The sequence below is a fragment of the Burkholderia sp. AU30198 genome, assembly GCF_020419825.1.
Classification (GTDB): domain Bacteria; phylum Pseudomonadota; class Gammaproteobacteria; order Burkholderiales; family Burkholderiaceae; genus Burkholderia.
Window position 1 is genome coordinate 43,256 of record NZ_JAIZSA010000007.1, and the last position, 16,891, is coordinate 60,146.

14 protein-coding genes are annotated in these 16,891 nt (G+C 67.6%); 12 read left to right on the top strand and 2 right to left on the bottom strand.

All coding sequences use genetic code 11. The annotated features are described in order from the left end of the window. The first annotated feature begins 295 nt into the window (after positions 1-295). The 11 genes from LGN19_RS16840 to LGN19_RS16890 all read left to right on the top strand — a co-directional run bounded on the left by LGN19_RS16840 (position 296) and on the right by LGN19_RS16890 (position 12,925). A complete protein-coding gene (locus LGN19_RS16840) occupies positions 296-2,680 on the top strand; it encodes a DNA polymerase II (protein ID WP_226216108.1) in 2,385 nt (794 codons plus the stop codon). Positions 2,681-3,181: 501 nt separating this feature from the next. Then, the gene (locus LGN19_RS16845) at positions 3,182-5,248 is read left to right on the top strand and encodes an FUSC family protein (RefSeq protein ID WP_226216110.1); all 2,067 of its coding nucleotides are present in this window, start codon (positions 3,182-3,184) and stop codon (positions 5,246-5,248) included. Continuing rightward, positions 5,245-5,469 (top strand): DUF1656 domain-containing protein, encoded by a 225-nt coding sequence (locus LGN19_RS16850; RefSeq protein WP_122948523.1) that lies wholly within the window; start codon positions 5,245-5,247, stop codon positions 5,467-5,469. The genes LGN19_RS16845 and LGN19_RS16850 overlap by 4 nt, the downstream gene beginning before the upstream one ends. Positions 5,470-5,471: 2 nt before the next feature. Next, positions 5,472-6,371: an efflux RND transporter periplasmic adaptor subunit gene (locus LGN19_RS16855; protein WP_226216112.1), complete on the top strand. Its 900-nt coding sequence runs from the start codon at positions 5,472-5,474 to the stop codon at positions 6,369-6,371. Further along, a complete protein-coding gene (locus LGN19_RS16860) occupies positions 6,365-7,777 on the top strand; it encodes an efflux transporter outer membrane subunit (protein ID WP_226216114.1) in 1,413 nt (470 codons plus the stop codon). Before LGN19_RS16855 ends, LGN19_RS16860 begins: the two co-directional genes overlap by 7 nt. A gap of 113 nt (positions 7,778-7,890) precedes the next feature. After that, positions 7,891-8,838 carry a transcriptional regulator CynR gene (gene cynR, locus LGN19_RS16865; RefSeq protein WP_226216116.1) on the top strand — a complete coding sequence of 316 codons (948 nt, stop codon included), beginning with the start codon at positions 7,891-7,893 and terminating at the stop codon, positions 8,836-8,838. Positions 8,839-9,265: 427 nt separating this feature from the next. Then, positions 9,266-9,565, top strand: a complete 300-nt coding sequence (locus LGN19_RS16870) for a hypothetical protein (protein WP_122948520.1) — start codon at positions 9,266-9,268, stop codon at positions 9,563-9,565. Positions 9,566-9,645: 80 nt separating this feature from the next. Next, positions 9,646-10,611 (top strand): LysR family transcriptional regulator, encoded by a 966-nt coding sequence (locus LGN19_RS16875; protein WP_226216118.1) that lies wholly within the window; start codon positions 9,646-9,648, stop codon positions 10,609-10,611. A 155-nt stretch (positions 10,612-10,766) separates the two neighbouring features. Then, complete coding sequence (locus LGN19_RS16880; protein WP_174956668.1) at positions 10,767-11,090, top strand: DUF4148 domain-containing protein; 324 nt, start codon at positions 10,767-10,769, stop codon at positions 11,088-11,090. Between the two features lie 108 nt (positions 11,091-11,198). After that, positions 11,199-12,335: a J domain-containing protein gene (locus LGN19_RS16885; RefSeq protein ID WP_226216120.1), complete on the top strand. Its 1,137-nt coding sequence runs from the start codon at positions 11,199-11,201 to the stop codon at positions 12,333-12,335. A 272-nt stretch (positions 12,336-12,607) separates the two neighbouring features. Next, positions 12,608-12,925, top strand: a complete 318-nt coding sequence (locus LGN19_RS16890; RefSeq protein ID WP_226216121.1) for a DUF4148 domain-containing protein — start codon at positions 12,608-12,610, stop codon at positions 12,923-12,925. A 108-nt stretch (positions 12,926-13,033) separates the two neighbouring features. Here the strand turns inward: LGN19_RS16890 and LGN19_RS16895 are convergent, their stop codons facing one another. Continuing rightward, positions 13,034-14,410 (bottom strand): pectinacetylesterase family protein, encoded by a 1,377-nt coding sequence (locus tag LGN19_RS16895; RefSeq protein WP_226216123.1) that lies wholly within the window; start codon positions 14,408-14,410, stop codon positions 13,034-13,036. 66 nt (positions 14,411-14,476) lie between these two features. Continuing rightward, positions 14,477-15,190, bottom strand: a complete 714-nt coding sequence (gene plcR, locus LGN19_RS16900; RefSeq protein ID WP_226216124.1) for a phospholipase C accessory protein PlcR — start codon at positions 15,188-15,190, stop codon at positions 14,477-14,479. A gap of 430 nt (positions 15,191-15,620) precedes the next feature. On the opposite strand from plcR, the gene LGN19_RS16905 reads away from it, so the two are divergent. Further along, on the top strand, positions 15,621-16,847 hold the full coding sequence (locus tag LGN19_RS16905) for an amino acid deaminase/aldolase (protein WP_226216126.1): 1,227 nt from the start codon (positions 15,621-15,623) through the stop codon (positions 16,845-16,847). Positions 16,848-16,891 lie beyond the last annotated feature (44 nt).

Consider the following 16,891-nt stretch of genomic DNA (forward strand, 5'->3'; position numbering starts at 1 on the left):
CGTCGGTCGCCTTCGATCGACGACATGGCATAAACTCCGCGACGGCTCCCCGAGCCGACGCTGTGCTCGATACACGCCGCCCGATTGCCGATGAACAGAAATGATCCCGTCCGTCGGGAGAACGATGTGCATCGCTCCGCGCCGGTTCGTGATCGATATGGCCAGGCGGCCCTACCCCACCTGCGCGCATGACGACCCGCCCTGCTGCTCCCCGTTTGGCTCACCGCCTGCGCGAGCGGGAACCCCGCCCAAGCGCTAAAATCCGCCGCCTGGGCATCCACGACGGGCAAGCGTTTTGACGGAGTTCGAGCAGGGTTTCATCCTCACCCGCCACTGGCGGGACACCGCGACCGGCATCGAGATCGAGTTCTGGCTGGCAACCGAACACGGTCCGCGCCGCGTGCAGTTGCGCCCGCAGGAAGCCGTCGCGTTCATTCCGGCCGACCAGCAGACGCTCGCCGAACGCGCGCTGGCCGGCGAGCGCGAGGCCGAGTTGCGCCCGCTCGCGCTGCGCGACTTCCGGCAGCGCCCGGTCGTCGGCCTCTATTGCAAGCGCTACCGCCATCTGTCCGGGCTGCAGAAGCGCCTCGCGGCGGCCGGCGTCGACGTCTACGAAGCCGACGTGCAGCCGCCCGACCGCTACGCGATGGAGCGCTTCATCACGGCCTGCGTGCAGTTTCGCGGGCAGCCCGGCCGCGACGGCACGCTGACCGGCGCCGAACTGAAGACCGCGACCGGCTATCGCCCGACGCTGCGCTGCGTGTCGCTCGACATCGAAACCAGCGTCCACGGCGAGCTGTATTCGATCGCGCTCGAAGGCTGCGGGCAACGGCAGGTCTACATGCTCGGCCCGCCGAACGGAGACGCCAGCGACGAAGCCCACGCCGTCGACTTCCGCCTCGACTACTGCGACAGCCGGCCCGCGATGCTGGCGCGGCTCAACGAATGGTTCGACGAGCACGATCCCGATGCGGTAATCGGCTGGAATCTCGTGCAGTTCGACCTGCGCATCCTGCATGCCCATTCGGAGCAATACGGCATCCCGCTGAAGCTCGGGCGCGGCGGCAGCGTGCTCGACTGGCGCGCGCACGGCCAGCAGCCCGACCACTTCTTCGCGGGCGCGGCCGGCCGGCTGATCCTCGACGGCATCGACATGCTGAAATCCGCGACGTGGACGTTCCCGTCGTTCAGCCTCGAATACGTGTCGCAGGCGCTGCTCGGCGAAGGCAAGTCGATCGACAACCCGTACCAGCGGATGGACGAGATCCAGCGCCGCTTCGATCACGACAAGCCGGCGCTCGCGCGCTACAACCTGAAGGACTGCGAGCTCGTCACGCGGATCTTCGACAAGGCCGACCTGCTGTCCTTCGCGCTCGAACGCGCGAGCGTGACGGGCCTCGCGGCCGATCGCACCGGCGGGTCGGTGGCGGCCTTCACGCACCTGTACCTGCCGCGCATGCACCGGCTCGGCTATGTCGCGCCGAACCTCGGCGACGTGACGGGGCAGAACAGCCCCGGCGGCTTCGTGATGGATTCACGCCCCGGGCTGTACGACTCGGTGCTCGTGTTCGACTACAAGAGCCTCTATCCGTCGATCATCCGCACGTTCCTGATCGATCCGGCCGGGCTGATCGAAGGGCTCGCGAATCCCGGCGACGACGTGTCGGTGCCCGGCTTTCTCGGCGCGCGCTTCTCGCGTACCGCGCACTGCCTGCCCGATATCGTGCGCCGCGTGTGGGAAGGTCGTGACGAGGCGAAGCGGCAGCGCAACGCGCCGCTGTCGCAGGCGCTGAAGATCATCATGAATTCGTTCTACGGCGTGCTCGGCTCGACGGGCTGCCGTTTCTTCGACCCGCGCCTCGCGTCGTCGATCACGATGCGCGGCCACGAGATCATGCACCGCACGCGCGAGCTGATCGAAGCTCAGGGTTACGAAGTAATCTATGGAGACACCGATTCGACGTTCGTGTGGCTCGGTCGCGCGCACGACGACGACGAAGCCGGCGCCAAGGGCCGCGCACTCGTCGAGCACATCAACCGCTGGTGGCGGGCGCACCTGCGCGACCACTTCGGGCTCGAGAGCGCGCTGGAGCTGCAGTACGAGCGGCACTACCGCCGCTTCCTGATGCCGACCGTGCGCGGGGCGGAAGAAGGCAGCAAGAAGCGCTACGCCGGCCTCGCGGCGGCGGCCGGCGGCGGCGAGGATCTCGTCTTCAAGGGGCTCGAAACGGTGCGCACCGACTGGACGCCGCTCGCGCAGCAGTTCCAGCGCGAGTTGTACCGGCGCGTGTTCAGCCGCGAGCCGTACCAGGATTTCATCCGCGACACCGTGCGGCGCACGCTGGCCGGCGAATTCGACGACCAGCTCGTCTACCGCAAGCGCGTGCGCCGGCCGCTGCGCGAGTACGAGCGCAACGTGCCGCCGCACGTGCGCGCGGCACGGATCGCCGACGAGTTCAACCACGCGCAGGGCCGGCCGCTGCAGTATCAGCGCGGCGGCTGGATCAGCTACGTGATGACGACGGCCGGCCCCGAGCCGCTCGAAACCATGCGCTCGCCGATCGACTACGCGTTCTACCTGAGCCGTCAGCTCCAACCCGTCGCCGATGCGATCCTGCCGTTCCTGCGCGACGATTTCGAACGCGTGATCTCCGGTCAGGGGCAGTTGTTCGGCGACTGACGGAGCGGCATCCGGCCTGCCCGGTTGCGCCTGCAACCGATTCCCGGCACGCCGCCCATCGCGCGCCCGCGGTGGGTCCGCCGATTCGTCCGCGTCGCCATCGATCGGCATTCTTGCGCGCCGGCATGCCGAACGATAAGTAAAACCGATTGCCCCGGTCGGAAATCCGACTTGGACGCCGCGCGCGCCGCAGCGCACAATTTCGGGCATCGCAATCGAATGAAACCCTGATCCTTCCTACCCGAGATTCCGTGGCACCCGCCGTCCCCCCAACGCGTGGCCATGTGCTTGAATAAAAAGGAAAAGGCGCGCACTCCGTGCTAGACATGCCTGCCAGAACACCCCGTTTCGCGTGGACGCTTTTTTCCATGCACCCCGCCGCCCTCCCGCGCGGCACATGCCGTAAAACGGCGCCGCACGACATGACCTGCGGCGCGCCGCCTCCCGCGCCCTAGCGCATTCGCTGCATCCCCTTCGCCAGTCTCGCCAAAGGAACCCGACGTGTCGCAAGCCACTGTCGCGCCGCTTCGGCCGCGCGACCCATTCTCCATCGATCCGAGAAAGCTCCTTTTCTCGATCAGCACGTTTATCGCGGCCGCAATGGTGCTGCTGATCTCGTTCACGGTCAGCTTCCCGCGCCCGTGGTGGGCGCTGCTGACCGTCTACGTGACCGCGCAGCCGATGGCCGGCGCGTTCCGTCCGAAGACGATCTACCGGCTTGCGGGGATCGCCGCGGGCGCGGCCGTGACGGTCGTGGTCGCCCCGAACCTGCAGAATTCACCGGTGTTGCTCGTGCTGTGCCTCGCACTGTGGATTGGCTTCTGCATCTATCTCGCGGTGCTCGACCGCACACCGCGCGCGTTCCTGTTCCAGATGGCCGCGTTCAGCTCGGCCGTCATCTGCTTTCCGTATCTCGACGATCCGACCAACATCTTCATCACCGCGGTGTCGCGCGTCGAGGAAATGACGGTGGCGATCCTGTGCGTGACGATCACGCACATGCTGCTGAAGCCCGCGAACAGCCGGCCGGTGATCCACGAACGCGCGCTGTCGTTTCTCGGTGATGCGTGCCGCTGGACCGCCGAAGCGTTCGGCACGCATCACACGCGGCTCGAGCACGAGCATCGCCGCAAGCTCGCGGCCGACGTCACCGAACTCGGGATGATCGCGACGACGCTGCCGTTCGACCAGCGCTTCGCGCTCGCCACGAGCGACACGGCCACGGCATTGCAGCATCGCCTCGCGGCGTTGCTGTCGATCGCGTCGGCCGCCGCGAACCGGCTCGACCAGTTGCGCTCGCTGAACGCGGTCGATGCGCAAACCGCCGCGCTGGTCGATGCGGTGATCGACGACCTGCACGCGTCGCAGGAAGTGGGAGACACGCTCGACGTCGGCCTCGCCGCGCGTTGCCGCGCACTGGCGGCCGAGCGCCTGGCCGATCCGGCCTGGACATCGCTGCTCGCCGCAAACCTGTTGGACCGCACCGCCGAATTCATCGACACGCTGCACGCGGCGCGCGGGCTCGTGCGGACCTTCGCGGAAAGCGATGCCGAGCTCGAACGTCACCTGCCGCCCGCCGACGGCACGCGCCGCTTCAAGCTCGCGCGCGATCACGGCCTCGCGCTGCTCGCCGGTGCCGCGACGACCAGCGCGATCGTGATCTACTGCGCGGTGTGGATCCTGCTCGCCTGGCCAAACGGCTCGGCGACCGCCGCGTTCGCCGCGCTCGTCACCTGCTCGTTCGCGGCACAGGACGATCCCGCGCCGGTGATCGGCCGCTACCTCGTCTCGACGCTCGTCACCTTTCCGCTCGCCGCGCTGTACCTGTTCGTGATCCTGCCGCGTGTCGACGGCGCCGGGATGCTGATCCTGACGCTGGCACCGGCCCTGATCTGGATGGGCTACATCCAGGCCGATCCGGCGCGCACCGCGCGCGCCCTCCCGATGTTTTCCTGCTTCATCGTCGCCATGGGCTTTCTCGATCGCTTCCAGGCCGATTTCGCGCTGTTCCTCAATACGGGGCTCGCGCAAGTCGGCGGCATCGTCACGACACTCGTCGTGACCAAACTGTTCCGCTCGGCCAGCACGCGCTGGACCGCCTACCGGATCGTGCGCCAGAACTGGGCCGATCTCGCGCAGATGGCCGACCCGCACCGGCCGCTCGACGCGCCGACCTGGACCGCGCGCGCGGTCGACCGGCTCGGCCAGGTCGCCGCGCGCATGGCGTTCGCGAATCCGGGCGATGCGCTGCATGCGGTCGACGGATTGAGCGACCTGCGCATCGGCCGCAACATCATCCAGGTGCGGGAAGGACTCGACAGAAGCGATGCGCAGACGCGTGTCGCGATCGAGGCCGCGCTCGAAGCCGTGTCGGCGCTGTATCGCGCCCGCGCCGATGCGCACCATCCGGTTCCCGCCACCGCATCGCTGATGCGCACGCTGAACCGCGCGATCGGCGCGGCCGCGCGCAACCCGACCGGCCGCGACGACGCCACGCTGCTCGCGCTCGTTGGCATGCGCTGCAACCTGTTCCCGCATGTGCAACTCGTCGAAGGAACGACGCGATGATCGAAGAGATCCACATTTTCGGCATCTACCTGCCGTCCGCGCTGGCGTGGGCCATCGTCGCGCTGATCGTCACGTTCCTGTTGCGCGGCGTGCTGCTTCGCCTGCCGCTGCGCGTGCTGCTCTGGCAACCGGCGCTGCTCGAACTGGCGGCCTTCTTCGTGCTGTGGTGGGGCATCGCCCGTCTCGCCGACGCGTATTTCCCGTATCGCCTCCTATCCTGAACATGAAGCGAATCATCCCCCTGTTACGCACCGTGCTGACGGTCGCGATCATCCTCGGCATCCTCGGCGCGATCTACGGGCTGTGGGTCCGCTACCAGATCGAACCGCTCACGCGCGACGGCAAGGTGCGCTCGGACGTGGTACCAATCGCCCCGGACGTCAGCGGGCTCGTCACCGACGTGCGCGTACACGACAACCAGAAAGTGACGAAGGGCCAGGTTCTGCTCGTGATCGACCCGTCGCGCTACCGGATCGCACTCGAACAGGCCGACGCGAACGTCGCGAGCGAACAGGCCGAACTCGACGAAGCGATTCGCGAGGATCGCCGCAATCGCGCGATGCCGGACGTGGTCGCCGAGGAATCGACCCAGCAGGGCACGACACGCGTCGAAAAGCTGCACGCCGCGCTCGCGCAGGCCCGCTCCGCACGCAACCTCGCCGCGCTGAACCTCGAGCGCACACTCGTCCGTGCGCCGATCGACGGCACGGTGACCAACGTCGGGCTGCTGCCCGGCGCGTATCTGAACGCCGGCAAGGGCGCGATGGCGCTGGTGAACGACACGTCGCTGCGCGTCGAAGGCTACTTCGAGGAAACCAAGCTGCCGGCGATTCATGTCGGCGATCCGGCCAGCATCTATCTGATGGGCGTCGCGAGCGAGATCCGCGGCCACGTGCAGAGCATCGCCGGCGGCGTCGAAGACCGCGAGCGCGCGGGAGGCGACGCCCAGCTCGCGAACGTGAACCCGGCGTTTACCTGGGTGCGGCTCGCGCAGCGCATCCCGGTGCGGATCGCGATCGATGCGGTGCCGCCCGGCGTGCGGCTCGTGCCGGGACAAACCGCGTCGGTCGAGATTCATGCGCGGGCCGGCGATGTCACGGTGCATCGGAGCCTGCCATGGTAAGCCTGCGTACGACCACCATCGCGGCGCTGTGCGTCGCGCTCGCCGCATGCGCAGCGGTCGGCCCCGACTATCGCGTGCCGTCGAACGCCCTCGTGAACGCACCGGCCGCCAACCATGCGTTCGTTGCGGGGGCATCGGTCGCATCGAGCGACCCGCTGCCCGACCGCTGGTGGCGCCTCTACAACGACCCGACGCTCGACGGTCTGGTCGAAAAGGCGCTGGCCAGCAACGTCGACCTGCGCGCCGCGCAGGCGAACCTCGAACGCAGCAGTGCGCTGCTCGCGGCGACGCGCACCGCGCGCGAGCCGAGCGTCGGCGTCGACGCGTCGACCAACTACACGCAGCAATCGGCGGCGTCGGTCCTGTCGCATGTCGAGCCGCCGCGGCACGAGATCTACAACATCGGACTCGAGATGAGCTATGACCTCGACCTGTTCGGCGGGATCCGGCGCGGGATCGAAGCGGCGTCCGCCGACCACGAGGCTGTCGCCGCCGCGCGCGATCTCGTGCGCGTGAACGTCAGCGCGGAAGTCACGCGCGCGTATTCGGACCTGTGCAACGCCGGCAACCAGATCGACGTGCTGCAGCGCTCGATCGACGTCCAGCAGCGCCGCCTCGCCCTTACCCGCCAGCTGATCGCGAACGGACGCGCGCCGACCTTCGAGCAGCAGCGCGACCAGGGCGGCATCGAGAACAGCCGCGCGCAGCTCGCGCCGCTGCGGGCACGCCGGCTGAACGCGGCATTCCGGCTCGCGACGCTGACCGGCCAGCCGCCGGAAAACTACGATCGCGCGCTGCTGTCGTGCAACAAGCCGCTCGAACTGTCGCAGCCGATTCCGTCCGGCGACGGGCGCGCGCTGCTGAAGCGCCGGCCCGACGTCCGTGCGGCCGAGCGCCGGCTCGCCGCGTCGACCGCGCGCATCGGCGTCGAAACGGCCGCGCTGTATCCGGATATCCGGCTCGGTGCAAGCATCGGTTCGACCGGCGGCGCGGCCGCGTTCTTCACGCCGCTGACGAACCGCTTCGCGATCGGCCCGCTGGTCACGTGGAATCTCCATCGCAGCACGATTCGCGACCGCATCGACGCCGCGCAGGCCGACAGCCGTGCGAGCCTCGCGCATTTCGATGCGACCGTCCTCACCGCGCTGCGCGAAACCGAGACATCGCTCGACACCTACGCAGGCGCGCTCGACCGGCTGCAGCGCCTGGAGGCGTCGCGCGACGCAGCACGCGACGTGATGGCGCGCACCGAAGAACTGCGGCGCGGCGGGCGGATCGGCGGACTCGCGGCCCTCGACGCCGAGCGTACCTGGCTCGCGGCCGAAACGGCCGTGGCGGCGGCCCGGCAAGCAGTGAACGACGACCAGATCACCACGTTCCTCGCACTCGGAGGCGGCTGGCAATGACGAACCGTGACATCGTCGCCGACTACCCGGCGCCAGCACGATCCGCCGCCCGCCTTCCGGCGCATAATGGCGAGATGCCGGACCTACGCGACCCGCGACCCATTCCGCGAAAAATGAAGTTCACCCAACGCAGCCCGCTGCTTCGCAATATCAGTTATCTGCTCGCGATCGACGAGCACCGCAATTTCACGCGCGCGGCCGAAGCGCTCAGCGTGTCGCAATCGGCGTTGTCGCAGAAGGTGCGCCAGCTTGAGGACGAGCTCGGTGCGCAACTGTTCGACCGCAGCGGACGCATGGTCCAGCTCACCGATTTCGGCAGTGTCTACCTCGAATACGTGCGCCGCGCGCACAACGACCTGCTCACCGCGCAACGCGCGCTGCACGACGTGCACGACCTGTCGCGCGGCAAGCTGCGGATCGCATTCACGCCGACCTTCACCGAGTATCTGGTCGCGCCTGTCATCGAGCTGTTCCACGAGCGTCATCCTGGCATCGTGATCGAGATGACCGAGATGTCGCTCGATGCGGTGGAGGCGGCGCTCGGCGACGACCAGGTCGACCTTGCGTTCGGGTTCGTCGATGTTCGCAACGACGAAATCGAGGCCGAAGCGCTGTTTCCCGAGCGCCTGATGCTCGTGGTCGGCCGTTCGCATCCGCTGACCACCCAGCGCGAGCCTGTCACGCCGGTGCAGCTCGCCGAAACGCCGCTCGCGCTGCTGACGACGAGCTTCGTGTCGCGCTTTTATGTCGACAGCTATTTCCAGACGTACGACATGCAACCCGATGTCGCGTTGCAGGCGAATTCGATCAGCGCGGTACTGAAGATCGTGAGCCGCGGCAAGATCGCGACGATCCTGCCCGGCACCATTGAATTCGAGCATCGCGACTTGCAGTACGTGCCGCTCGATCCGCCCTTCCCGGTGCGCACCGTCGCGCTGCTGCGCCGCAAGGGCGCCTATCGCACCGTCGCGTCGACCGCGTTCGCCGACCTGGTTCACGAGATGCTCGAGCACGGCAGCCTGGCGTCGCTGCGCACGCTAACGACGCTCGACCGCGCATGAGCTCGCAGGGTGCGTCGTCAGCCTGACGACGCACCGGCATACTCCCCCGCACAAGCACCTGGCATGATCGCCCGCATGACGCGTACGATGGCTGCCATCTCGCGCTCCGAATTTTTGATTCGCAATCCATATCATGTGGATTCGGATGTGAGTGAGTCATCGCTTTGACTTATCGACAGCATCGGAAATTCGCCTTGGACGCGATCAGGGATTTCCTTCATTCTTTCACTATCGATTCCAGGTGAATCGGTCGCGCCGAATCCCGGCGTCGAGGCTCCGGCGCTCATGTCGCAGACACCTTCCGTACTACGTCGACCAGACTCGACAGAAGGTCCGACATGCCCCTGCCCATCGACAGGACGATTCGACTGCTCCGGTATACTAGGTCGATCTGGAGAAACACATCCAACTATTATCGGAATCCTAAATGTCAAAGCCTATCCTGACCCGTCTCGCCGTTGCATTGATCGCTTTCTCGGGCGTGGCCGCCAGTGCCTGCGCGCAGCAGCAACCAGCTCCGCCGGTGGTTCGCCAGGCATCGCAACCTGCCGCCCCGGCTTACACCGCGCAACTCGCCGCACGTTCGAGCGATGACAAGGGCACGCAAGCCACCGCCGCGACCAGGGCCGTCGTTCCGCTGCGTGTCGCGCCGGCCAGCCATCCGGCCGCGCCGGATGCCGACTGCGTCGGCCCGGTGAGCTTCTGCAACGTCTACTTCGGCAGCTGAACCCGCAAGCGTCATCCGGCCGGCTACGGAAGCCGGCGACAGGCCACGCCTCCCCCTTCAACGCCTCCCCGGAAACCGACGTGAATCATCTGTTCAGTGCGATGCGGGTCTTTCTCAAGGTTGCAGACACGCACCATTTCTCTCATGCCGCCCATCAGCTGAACCTGTCGCCGTCGCTGGTGACGCGCTATGTCGGCGACCTCGAGTCGCACCTTGGCGTCAAGCTGCTGCAACGCTCGACACGCAAGACGGTGCTCACCGGGATCGGGATCCGCTACGCGGAAGCGTGCCGTGCGCTGCTGACCGACCTCGCCGAAATCGAATCGCGCGCCACGCAGGAATCGAGCCGGATCGCGGGCGACCTGAACGTCGTCGTGCTGCACAGCGTGATGTCGCCGGAACTCGCCGGCCTGTTCGCCGACTATCAGTCGCGCCATCCCGACGTGCGGCTGCACATCACGCTGACCGAATCGGAAGTCGACCTGCTCGGCGGCGGATTCGACGCCGGCATCGTCGCCGACACGATGATCACATCGGTTTCCGTCGTATCGCGCACGCTGGTCCATGCGCCGCTCGTCGCCGTCGCGTCACCCGCCTATCTGCTGGACGCGGCAGCGCCGCGCCGGCCGGTCGATCTGGCGGCGCACCGAATCGTCGGCCTGGCGAGCGGTGCACGCACCTACCGGTGGGCCGGCCCGAACGGCACGATCGACGCGATCGCGCTCGACGCGCCGATCACGGTCAACAGCGCACTGATGCAGCGCCAGCTCGCGCTGGCCGGCAGCGGTGTCGCGTTGCTGCCCGAGTACATGGTCGCGAACGACCTGCGCATCGGCACGCTGACCCGCGTGCTGGACGACTACCGGATCGTGAACGACAGCGTCACCGTCTCGCTCGTGTATCCGGGCCGCGAATTCCTGCCCGGCAAGGTCCGCGCGTTCGTCGATCTGACGGCCGCGCGCTTCAGGCTGCCGTCGCTCGCCGCACCGCGGTCGTCAGGCGCCGTCCACGCGGGAACGGCCATCGCGGCGATCGCCGATGCTTGATCGCATCGCCGCGCGCGTCGCTCACGCTCGCGCATTCCGCAACTCAGCGCGCCAGGAATCGCCGGGTATCCGGCCGTTCCGGGCGCCTGAACCTGCCCCATCGGTCCGGCCTGCCGCAGTCGCGCCGAACCGCAACGAAACCGTCTGAGGAAATCATGAAATCCATCATCGTCACCATCGCCACCGTTGCCGCTACCGCCACCGTTCTTCTCGCCGCACCGTCCGCGTCGTATGCGCAGTCGTCGCACTCGACGCTCACGCGCGCCCAGGTACGCCAGGAACTGTTCGATCTCGAATCGGTCGGCTACGACCCCGCTGCCGGCGACGGCGGCAACTATCCGGACGACATCGTCGCCGCACAGGAACGCCTGGCCGCCAAGCGCGTCGCCGAACGCAAGAACACCGAAGCGGCCTACGGGTCGAGTGGCGCGCCGGGCACGTATTCGGGCGCGCCGGCGGTCGCAGCGGTGAAGCGCTAGCGCGCGCCCGGTCGCTGCGGGGCAGAACGCCCATCCCGGCAACCCCGCAGGACATCCGGCTAAAATACCGGCCTGCTGCGCGTCCTGCCGCGGCCGGAGGACATTCACATGACCGCACGTCGCGGAACAGCGGTCGCCATCGCGCCCGGCCACGAGACAGCCAGCCTGTCGACAGCCCAGAAAGCGTTCAATGCGCTCGTCCAGCAAATCGAGAAGCGGCGCGAGCGTCTCGGCGCGTGGGAAGCCGTGATGCCGGTCTTCCAGAAGAAATTCGTCGACGAGCTGTTGCCGCTCGAACAGACGTCAACCGCGCTGCGGATCCGGTTGCTCAATCAGCTCGACGACGCGTATCTGCAGAAAGGATTGAGCAAGGCCGAGCAGCACACCCTTTCCGGGATGATCGCCAACATGGCGCGCGACCTGCTCGACTTCAGCGACGACGCGCAATTGAAGGCCATCCACGACCGGCACAGCGGGGCCGATCACCACAGCAGCACCGCAACCGAGCCCCGGCAGACCAGCCCGGAGCACGAGGCGGAACCGGAATCGGGTGCGACGCCCGGCGGGGCCGCGGAAGACGATCTCGATTCGCTGTCGCCCGAAGAGCTCATGGCGCGCATGCAGGCCGAACTGGACGAGCAGTTCGAGCGGGACATGGCCGAGCACGCGGCCCGCGAGGCCCAGCGGGCCAAGCGCAAGAAAGCGCCCCGCCAATCGGCCGCGCTGGCGAAGCGCGAAGCCGAGCGGGCCGAAGCGAGCCGGTCGATCCGCGAGGTCTATCGCAAGCTGGCGAGTGCGCTGCACCCCGATCGCGAGACCGATCCCCAGGAACAGGAACGCAAGACCGTGCTGATGCAGCGGGTCAACCACGCTTATGCGAACGGCAAGCTCCTGCAACTGCTGGAGCTGCAACTGGAGATCGAACAGATCGACCGGCACGCGATCAACGGCCTCGGCGAAGATCGGCTCGCGCGCTACAACGGCATTCTGGAAGATCAGCTGCGCGAGCTGGATCAGGAGATCCAGGACGTCGAGACCGGATTCCGGCGGACTTACGGGATTGCGCCGTCGGTCAAGGTCGCGCCCGATACCGTCATGCGCATGCTCACGCGCGACATCGCGGGCACTCAGCGCAGCATCCACGACCTGAACCTGACGTTGCGCGAGTTCGACGATCCAGCGAACGTCAAGGAATGGCTGAAGGACATGAAGCGCCAGCGGGCATTCCCGCGCTTCGACGATTAGTCGTGTCGGGCGGGCAGGTGTCTGCCCGCCGGATGTCGAGTGCGCATCCGGCCTGATGGGACCGCTGCGCGCCTCTCGTCGACCGGTATTCCACGCGACAGATCCCGGCAAACACCGCTCACCCGGCGCACCGCGCGTCACCCACTCTCACGGATTCAGGAACACTGCTGGTCAGGAATCGCCATTTATTCGGCCGTTCCGGGTTCCTAAACTTGTCTCGTCGGTTCAGCCAGCCATCACGCCGAACCGCAACGAAACCGTCTGAGGAAACCGTGAAATCCATCATCGTCACCATCGCCACCGTTGCCGCTACCGCCACCGCTCTTCTCGCCGCACCGACTGCCTCGTACGCGCAGTCGTCGCACTCGACGCTCACGCGCGCCCAGGTGCGCCAGGAGCTGTTCGATCTCGAGTCGGTCGGCTATGAGCCGACCGCCGGCGACGGCGACAACTATCCGGGCGACATCGTCGCCGCGCAGGAACGTCTGGCTGCCAAGCGGCTTGCCGAGCACAAGAGCGCCGAAGCGGCCTACGGGTCGAACGGTGCGTCGGGCGTGGGGGCTGGTGCGCCGGCGGTACTGAAGCCGTAACGTCGGACGCCACCACGCGACGCACGGCCACGCATCGACGCAGGCAGGCGGCCATGACACCCGGCCGCCGCGCTGCATCACGGCCACCCGCTCACGCGTTCCGCCCCGTCACGCCCGGTGCCCCGAGATCGGCCCCGCTTCGCCGGTCAGGTTGAACACGCTGTCGATCCACGCAAGAAACGTCGAGAACGTGAAATCCGACCATTGCTGCGTGCGGAACGCCTTCATCACCGGCGTATCGGCCGGGTCCTGCTGGTTCAGCAGGTTGTCGACGAACGTACCGATATCCGCATCGATGCCGTTCTCGTGGATCCCCGACCCGGTAAAGCTGACCGCCGTCACCTGGTGGTTGTCGATGAAGTCGTTGCGCGCCCACGGCATGAAGTAGCCGAAGTTCGGCAGCGGGTTCAGCGTCTGCTTCAGCCCGTCCAGCTCCTGGTCGAACATCGCGAGCGACAGCGCATCCTTCGTCGTGTCGTCGGGCGCCGCGATCACGGCCGGCACGAACGCACGATAGTGATACGCGGCGATGATCTTGTCGCGCTGGTAGCTCGAGAAGCCGAAGCGGTCGTGCGGATACGTCGCCGACAGCGCCGCGTACGCGCTCCCCATGTTGCCCGGATCGAAATGGCGGGTCAGCCGGCTGTTCACGGTGATCATCCCGTCGGGACCCGTCATCCCCCACTCGGTGCGCACCCGGTCGTACAGGCCGACCGACGGATGGGAGGCCGCGTCCGCATCGAACGGCGTGTTGAAGACCGTGCCCGCGTCGTCGAGCAGCGAACTATGCGCCTGCGGCTGCAGCGTGTTGCGCAGCGTCGCGTAGTTCGCGAGCGTGCCGTAGCCGCCCGCGCTCATCCCGTACACGAGCAGCCGGTTCGGCTTGCCGAAGCCGTGCGACGTCAGCCACTGCGCGACGGCCTGGATGTTCTTCAATCCGCTGTAGTGCTGCAGCCGCCAGTCGCCGCTCGGCGACGTGTAGTTACGCACCGCGCTGCCCATGTGGATATCTCCGGTGCAGTAGGGCACGAAAACCTGTGTCCACTGCTGCGTCTCGACCTTCGGTTCGCCAACGAGGATGTGCGCGAGATCCATCCGCGTGAGCAGCGGCGACAGGAACGACGACAGCAGGCTCTCGTTCGCGGTGCCGTTCATGTAGTTGTGCGGGATGCCGTCCGGGTTGAAGCCGCCGAGGCCGGCCTCGGCACCGGTCGACGTCTGCGTGCAGGTGCCGTAGTCCCAGCACGCGCCGCCCGGCTCCATCATGTACAGCAGGTTGTCCGATTGCGCGCGATTGATGTAGAAGCGCATCGGCGTGCCGTTACCGCACGAAGCACCGGTGCTCTCCGGCAGCGTCACTTCGTACCACGAATAATATGGAATCGACGGATCCGGCATCGTCGTATCGGCGGCGTGACCGTTCAGTGCCGCGCAACCGAGCAGCGTGGCAACGGCCGCGCGCAGCAGGCTTCGTGCTGTGGACATCTCCCCTCCTTGTCGATGGACATGACGCGGCCGCCGGGCTCCGTCCCGGCGTCGCGGATTCGGCGCTCAGTGCACGCCGGACGGTGACGCGCCGTCGAACAACTGGACGCGCAGCGCCTGCAGGCGCTGCGCGATGACGGCCTGTTGCTGGTCGGGATCGGGAATGCTCGCCTGAACCTGCCGGACGACGTCGCGGCTCTGTTGTTCGTACGAGAGGTAGCGCGGGTCCTGCGCCGGCGACGGGCCGACCGTCTGCTGCGAATAGGTGTCCCATTGCGCGCGCATCGACCGGATCGCCGCACTGCGTGTCGCCGGGTCGGCCTCGGTATCGGTCAGCAGCGCCGCGCTGAGCGCTTCGGCCTGCACGGGCACGATCTCGTTGCGCGCGACATGGTCGGGCAGTTCGTCGAGAATCCGGCGCGCGAGTGCGGCACGCTCGGCTTGCGGCATGCTGTTGCGGCGATCCCCATACGCGGCAACCTCATCGCGAAAGCGCGCGAACGCGACGATGCGTTTCACTTCGGCATCCGCGTCGGGGCGCCCCGCGAGGCTGCGGCGCAGCGCGTCGACGTCGAGCCGCCGCTCCTCCGGGCCGGGTGTCGCGGAGCCGTTGCCGAACGTATCGGCCACGCCTGGCTGCGTGCTCGCCATCGTGGTCGTTGTGCCGGACGACGCCGCTTGCGCCGGTGTCGCCGCTTCATATCGCCAGATTGCAACGACGGCCACGCCGATCGCCGCGATCGCGCCCGTGCGCCGCCAACGTGCCCAGTTGTTCTTCACGTCGCCTCCTCGTCACGTCATGCCGTTCTTCGCCGGTGCATCCGCGAGTAGGTTCTAGGTCGAATCCGGCATGCAGTCAAAAGCGGCGCTAGAACGCAGGCACTAAACCTGCTCGCATCGGCCACGTCCGGCAAAACGTTTGAAACGCATTTCGTTGCCGCACGGCCAGGCGCGCCATGTCGCGCGCCACGCCCGTCCGGCGGCGGTTCGGGCCTGTACGTCGCGTGGGTACCGCGATGCCAAGCAAGCAGCGATCCAGCGGCGCGGCACACGATCGCCGTGCATGCGCGTGGCCGATACGGATGGCCGGATCAGACCCGTCGAACGACCCGCTGAGCGCTTGGTCGTCATTTTGACCGGCCCTATGCTGATTTCCGACACGCGCCGAACGGTCGGCGCGACGCACACCCCACCCAGCCGAGCCCGTTCCATGAGCCGTGCAGACCTGCCGCATCGCGCACCCGCCGCCGTTCACGACTATCCGACCTATCGCGACGCGCTCGCGGGCCACCGGCTGCCCGCCGCCTTCGTCGATCTCGACTGCCTCGACGCGAATCTCGCCGACCTGAAGCGCCGCGCACGCGGCCTGCCGATCCGGCTCGCGACGAAGTCGGTGCGCTCGCGCGACCTGATCGGCGCGGTGCTCGCCGCCGGCCCGTTCATGCAGGGGCTGCTGTGCTATTCGGCTGCGGAAGCCGCGTGGCTCGCGGACGGCGGGTTCGACGACATCGTCGTCGCGTATCCGACCGTCGAGCCCGACGACCTGCGCGCGGTGGCCGCACAGCTCAGGCGGGGCCGCTCGATCACGCTGATGGTCGACGACGCCGCACAGGTCGACGCGATCGACCGCGTCGCACTCGAGGAGCGCGTGACGATCCCGCTCGCGATCGATCTCGACATGTCGTCCGCGTATCCGGGCCTGTATTTCGGCATGTACCGCTCGCCGGTGCGCGACGCGGCCGGCGCACTCGCGCTCGCGAACCGCATCGGCGAACGGCAGCACGTGCGTCTCGACGGGCTGATGGGCTACGAAGGGCAGATCGCCGGCGTGGCCGACACCGAGCCGGGCAGCGGCGCGCGCAACGCACTGGTGCGTCACCTGAAGCGCCGCTCGGCGCGCGAGATCAATGCGCGCCGCCAGGCGGCCGTGCAGGCGCTCGCGACGGCGGGCCATACGTTGCGCTTCGTGAACGGCGGCGGCACCGGCAGCTTCGAAAGCACGCTCGGTGACGCATCGGTCACCGAACTCGCGGCCGGCTCCGGTCTCTACGCGCCGGCGCTGTTCGATCACTACGCGGCGTTTCATGCGCAGCCGGCCGCCGGCTTCGCACTGCCGGTCGTGCGGATTCCGCAGCCGGGCATCGTGACCTGCTCGGGCGGCGGCTATATCGCATCGGGCCCGGCCGGCAAAAGCCGCCTGCCTCGGCCGTGGCTGCCGGCCGGCTGCACGCTGATCGACAACGAAGGCGCGGGCGAGGTGCAGACGCCCGTGCGCGTGCCGCGCGGCGTCGCGCCAGCGATCGGCGAGCCGATCCTGTTCCGCCACGCGAAGGCCGGCGAACTGTGCGAGCGCTTCAACACGCTGCTGCTGATCCGCGGCGGCCGCGTGGTCGGCGAAGCGCCCACCTATCGCGGCGAAGGCAAGATCTTTTTCTAGCAGGCCGCACGGCCCGCCGTTCAAACCGTTCAACCCGTTCAATC

Bases quoted from the DNA above. Each gene is read 5' to 3' on its own strand.
- LGN19_RS16895 (WP_226216123.1), bottom strand. From the start codon at position 14,410: ATGTCCACAGCACGAAGCCTGCTGCGCGCGGCCGTTGCCACGCTGCTC.
- LGN19_RS16880 (WP_174956668.1), top strand. From the start codon at position 10,767: ATGAAATCCATCATCGTCACCATCGCCACCGTTGCCGCTACCGCCACC.
- cynR (WP_226216116.1), top strand. From the start codon at position 7,891: ATGAAGTTCACCCAACGCAGCCCGCTGCTTCGCAATATCAGTTATCTG.
- LGN19_RS16885 (WP_226216120.1), top strand. From the start codon at position 11,199: ATGACCGCACGTCGCGGAACAGCGGTCGCCATCGCGCCCGGCCACGAG.
- LGN19_RS16870 (WP_122948520.1), top strand. From the start codon at position 9,266: ATGTCAAAGCCTATCCTGACCCGTCTCGCCGTTGCATTGATCGCTTTC.
- LGN19_RS16850 (WP_122948523.1), top strand. From the start codon at position 5,245: ATGATCGAAGAGATCCACATTTTCGGCATCTACCTGCCGTCCGCGCTG.
- LGN19_RS16905 (WP_226216126.1), top strand. From the start codon at position 15,621: ATGAGCCGTGCAGACCTGCCGCATCGCGCACCCGCCGCCGTTCACGAC.
- LGN19_RS16855 (WP_226216112.1), top strand. From the start codon at position 5,472: ATGAAGCGAATCATCCCCCTGTTACGCACCGTGCTGACGGTCGCGATC.
- LGN19_RS16860 (WP_226216114.1), top strand. From the start codon at position 6,365: ATGGTAAGCCTGCGTACGACCACCATCGCGGCGCTGTGCGTCGCGCTC.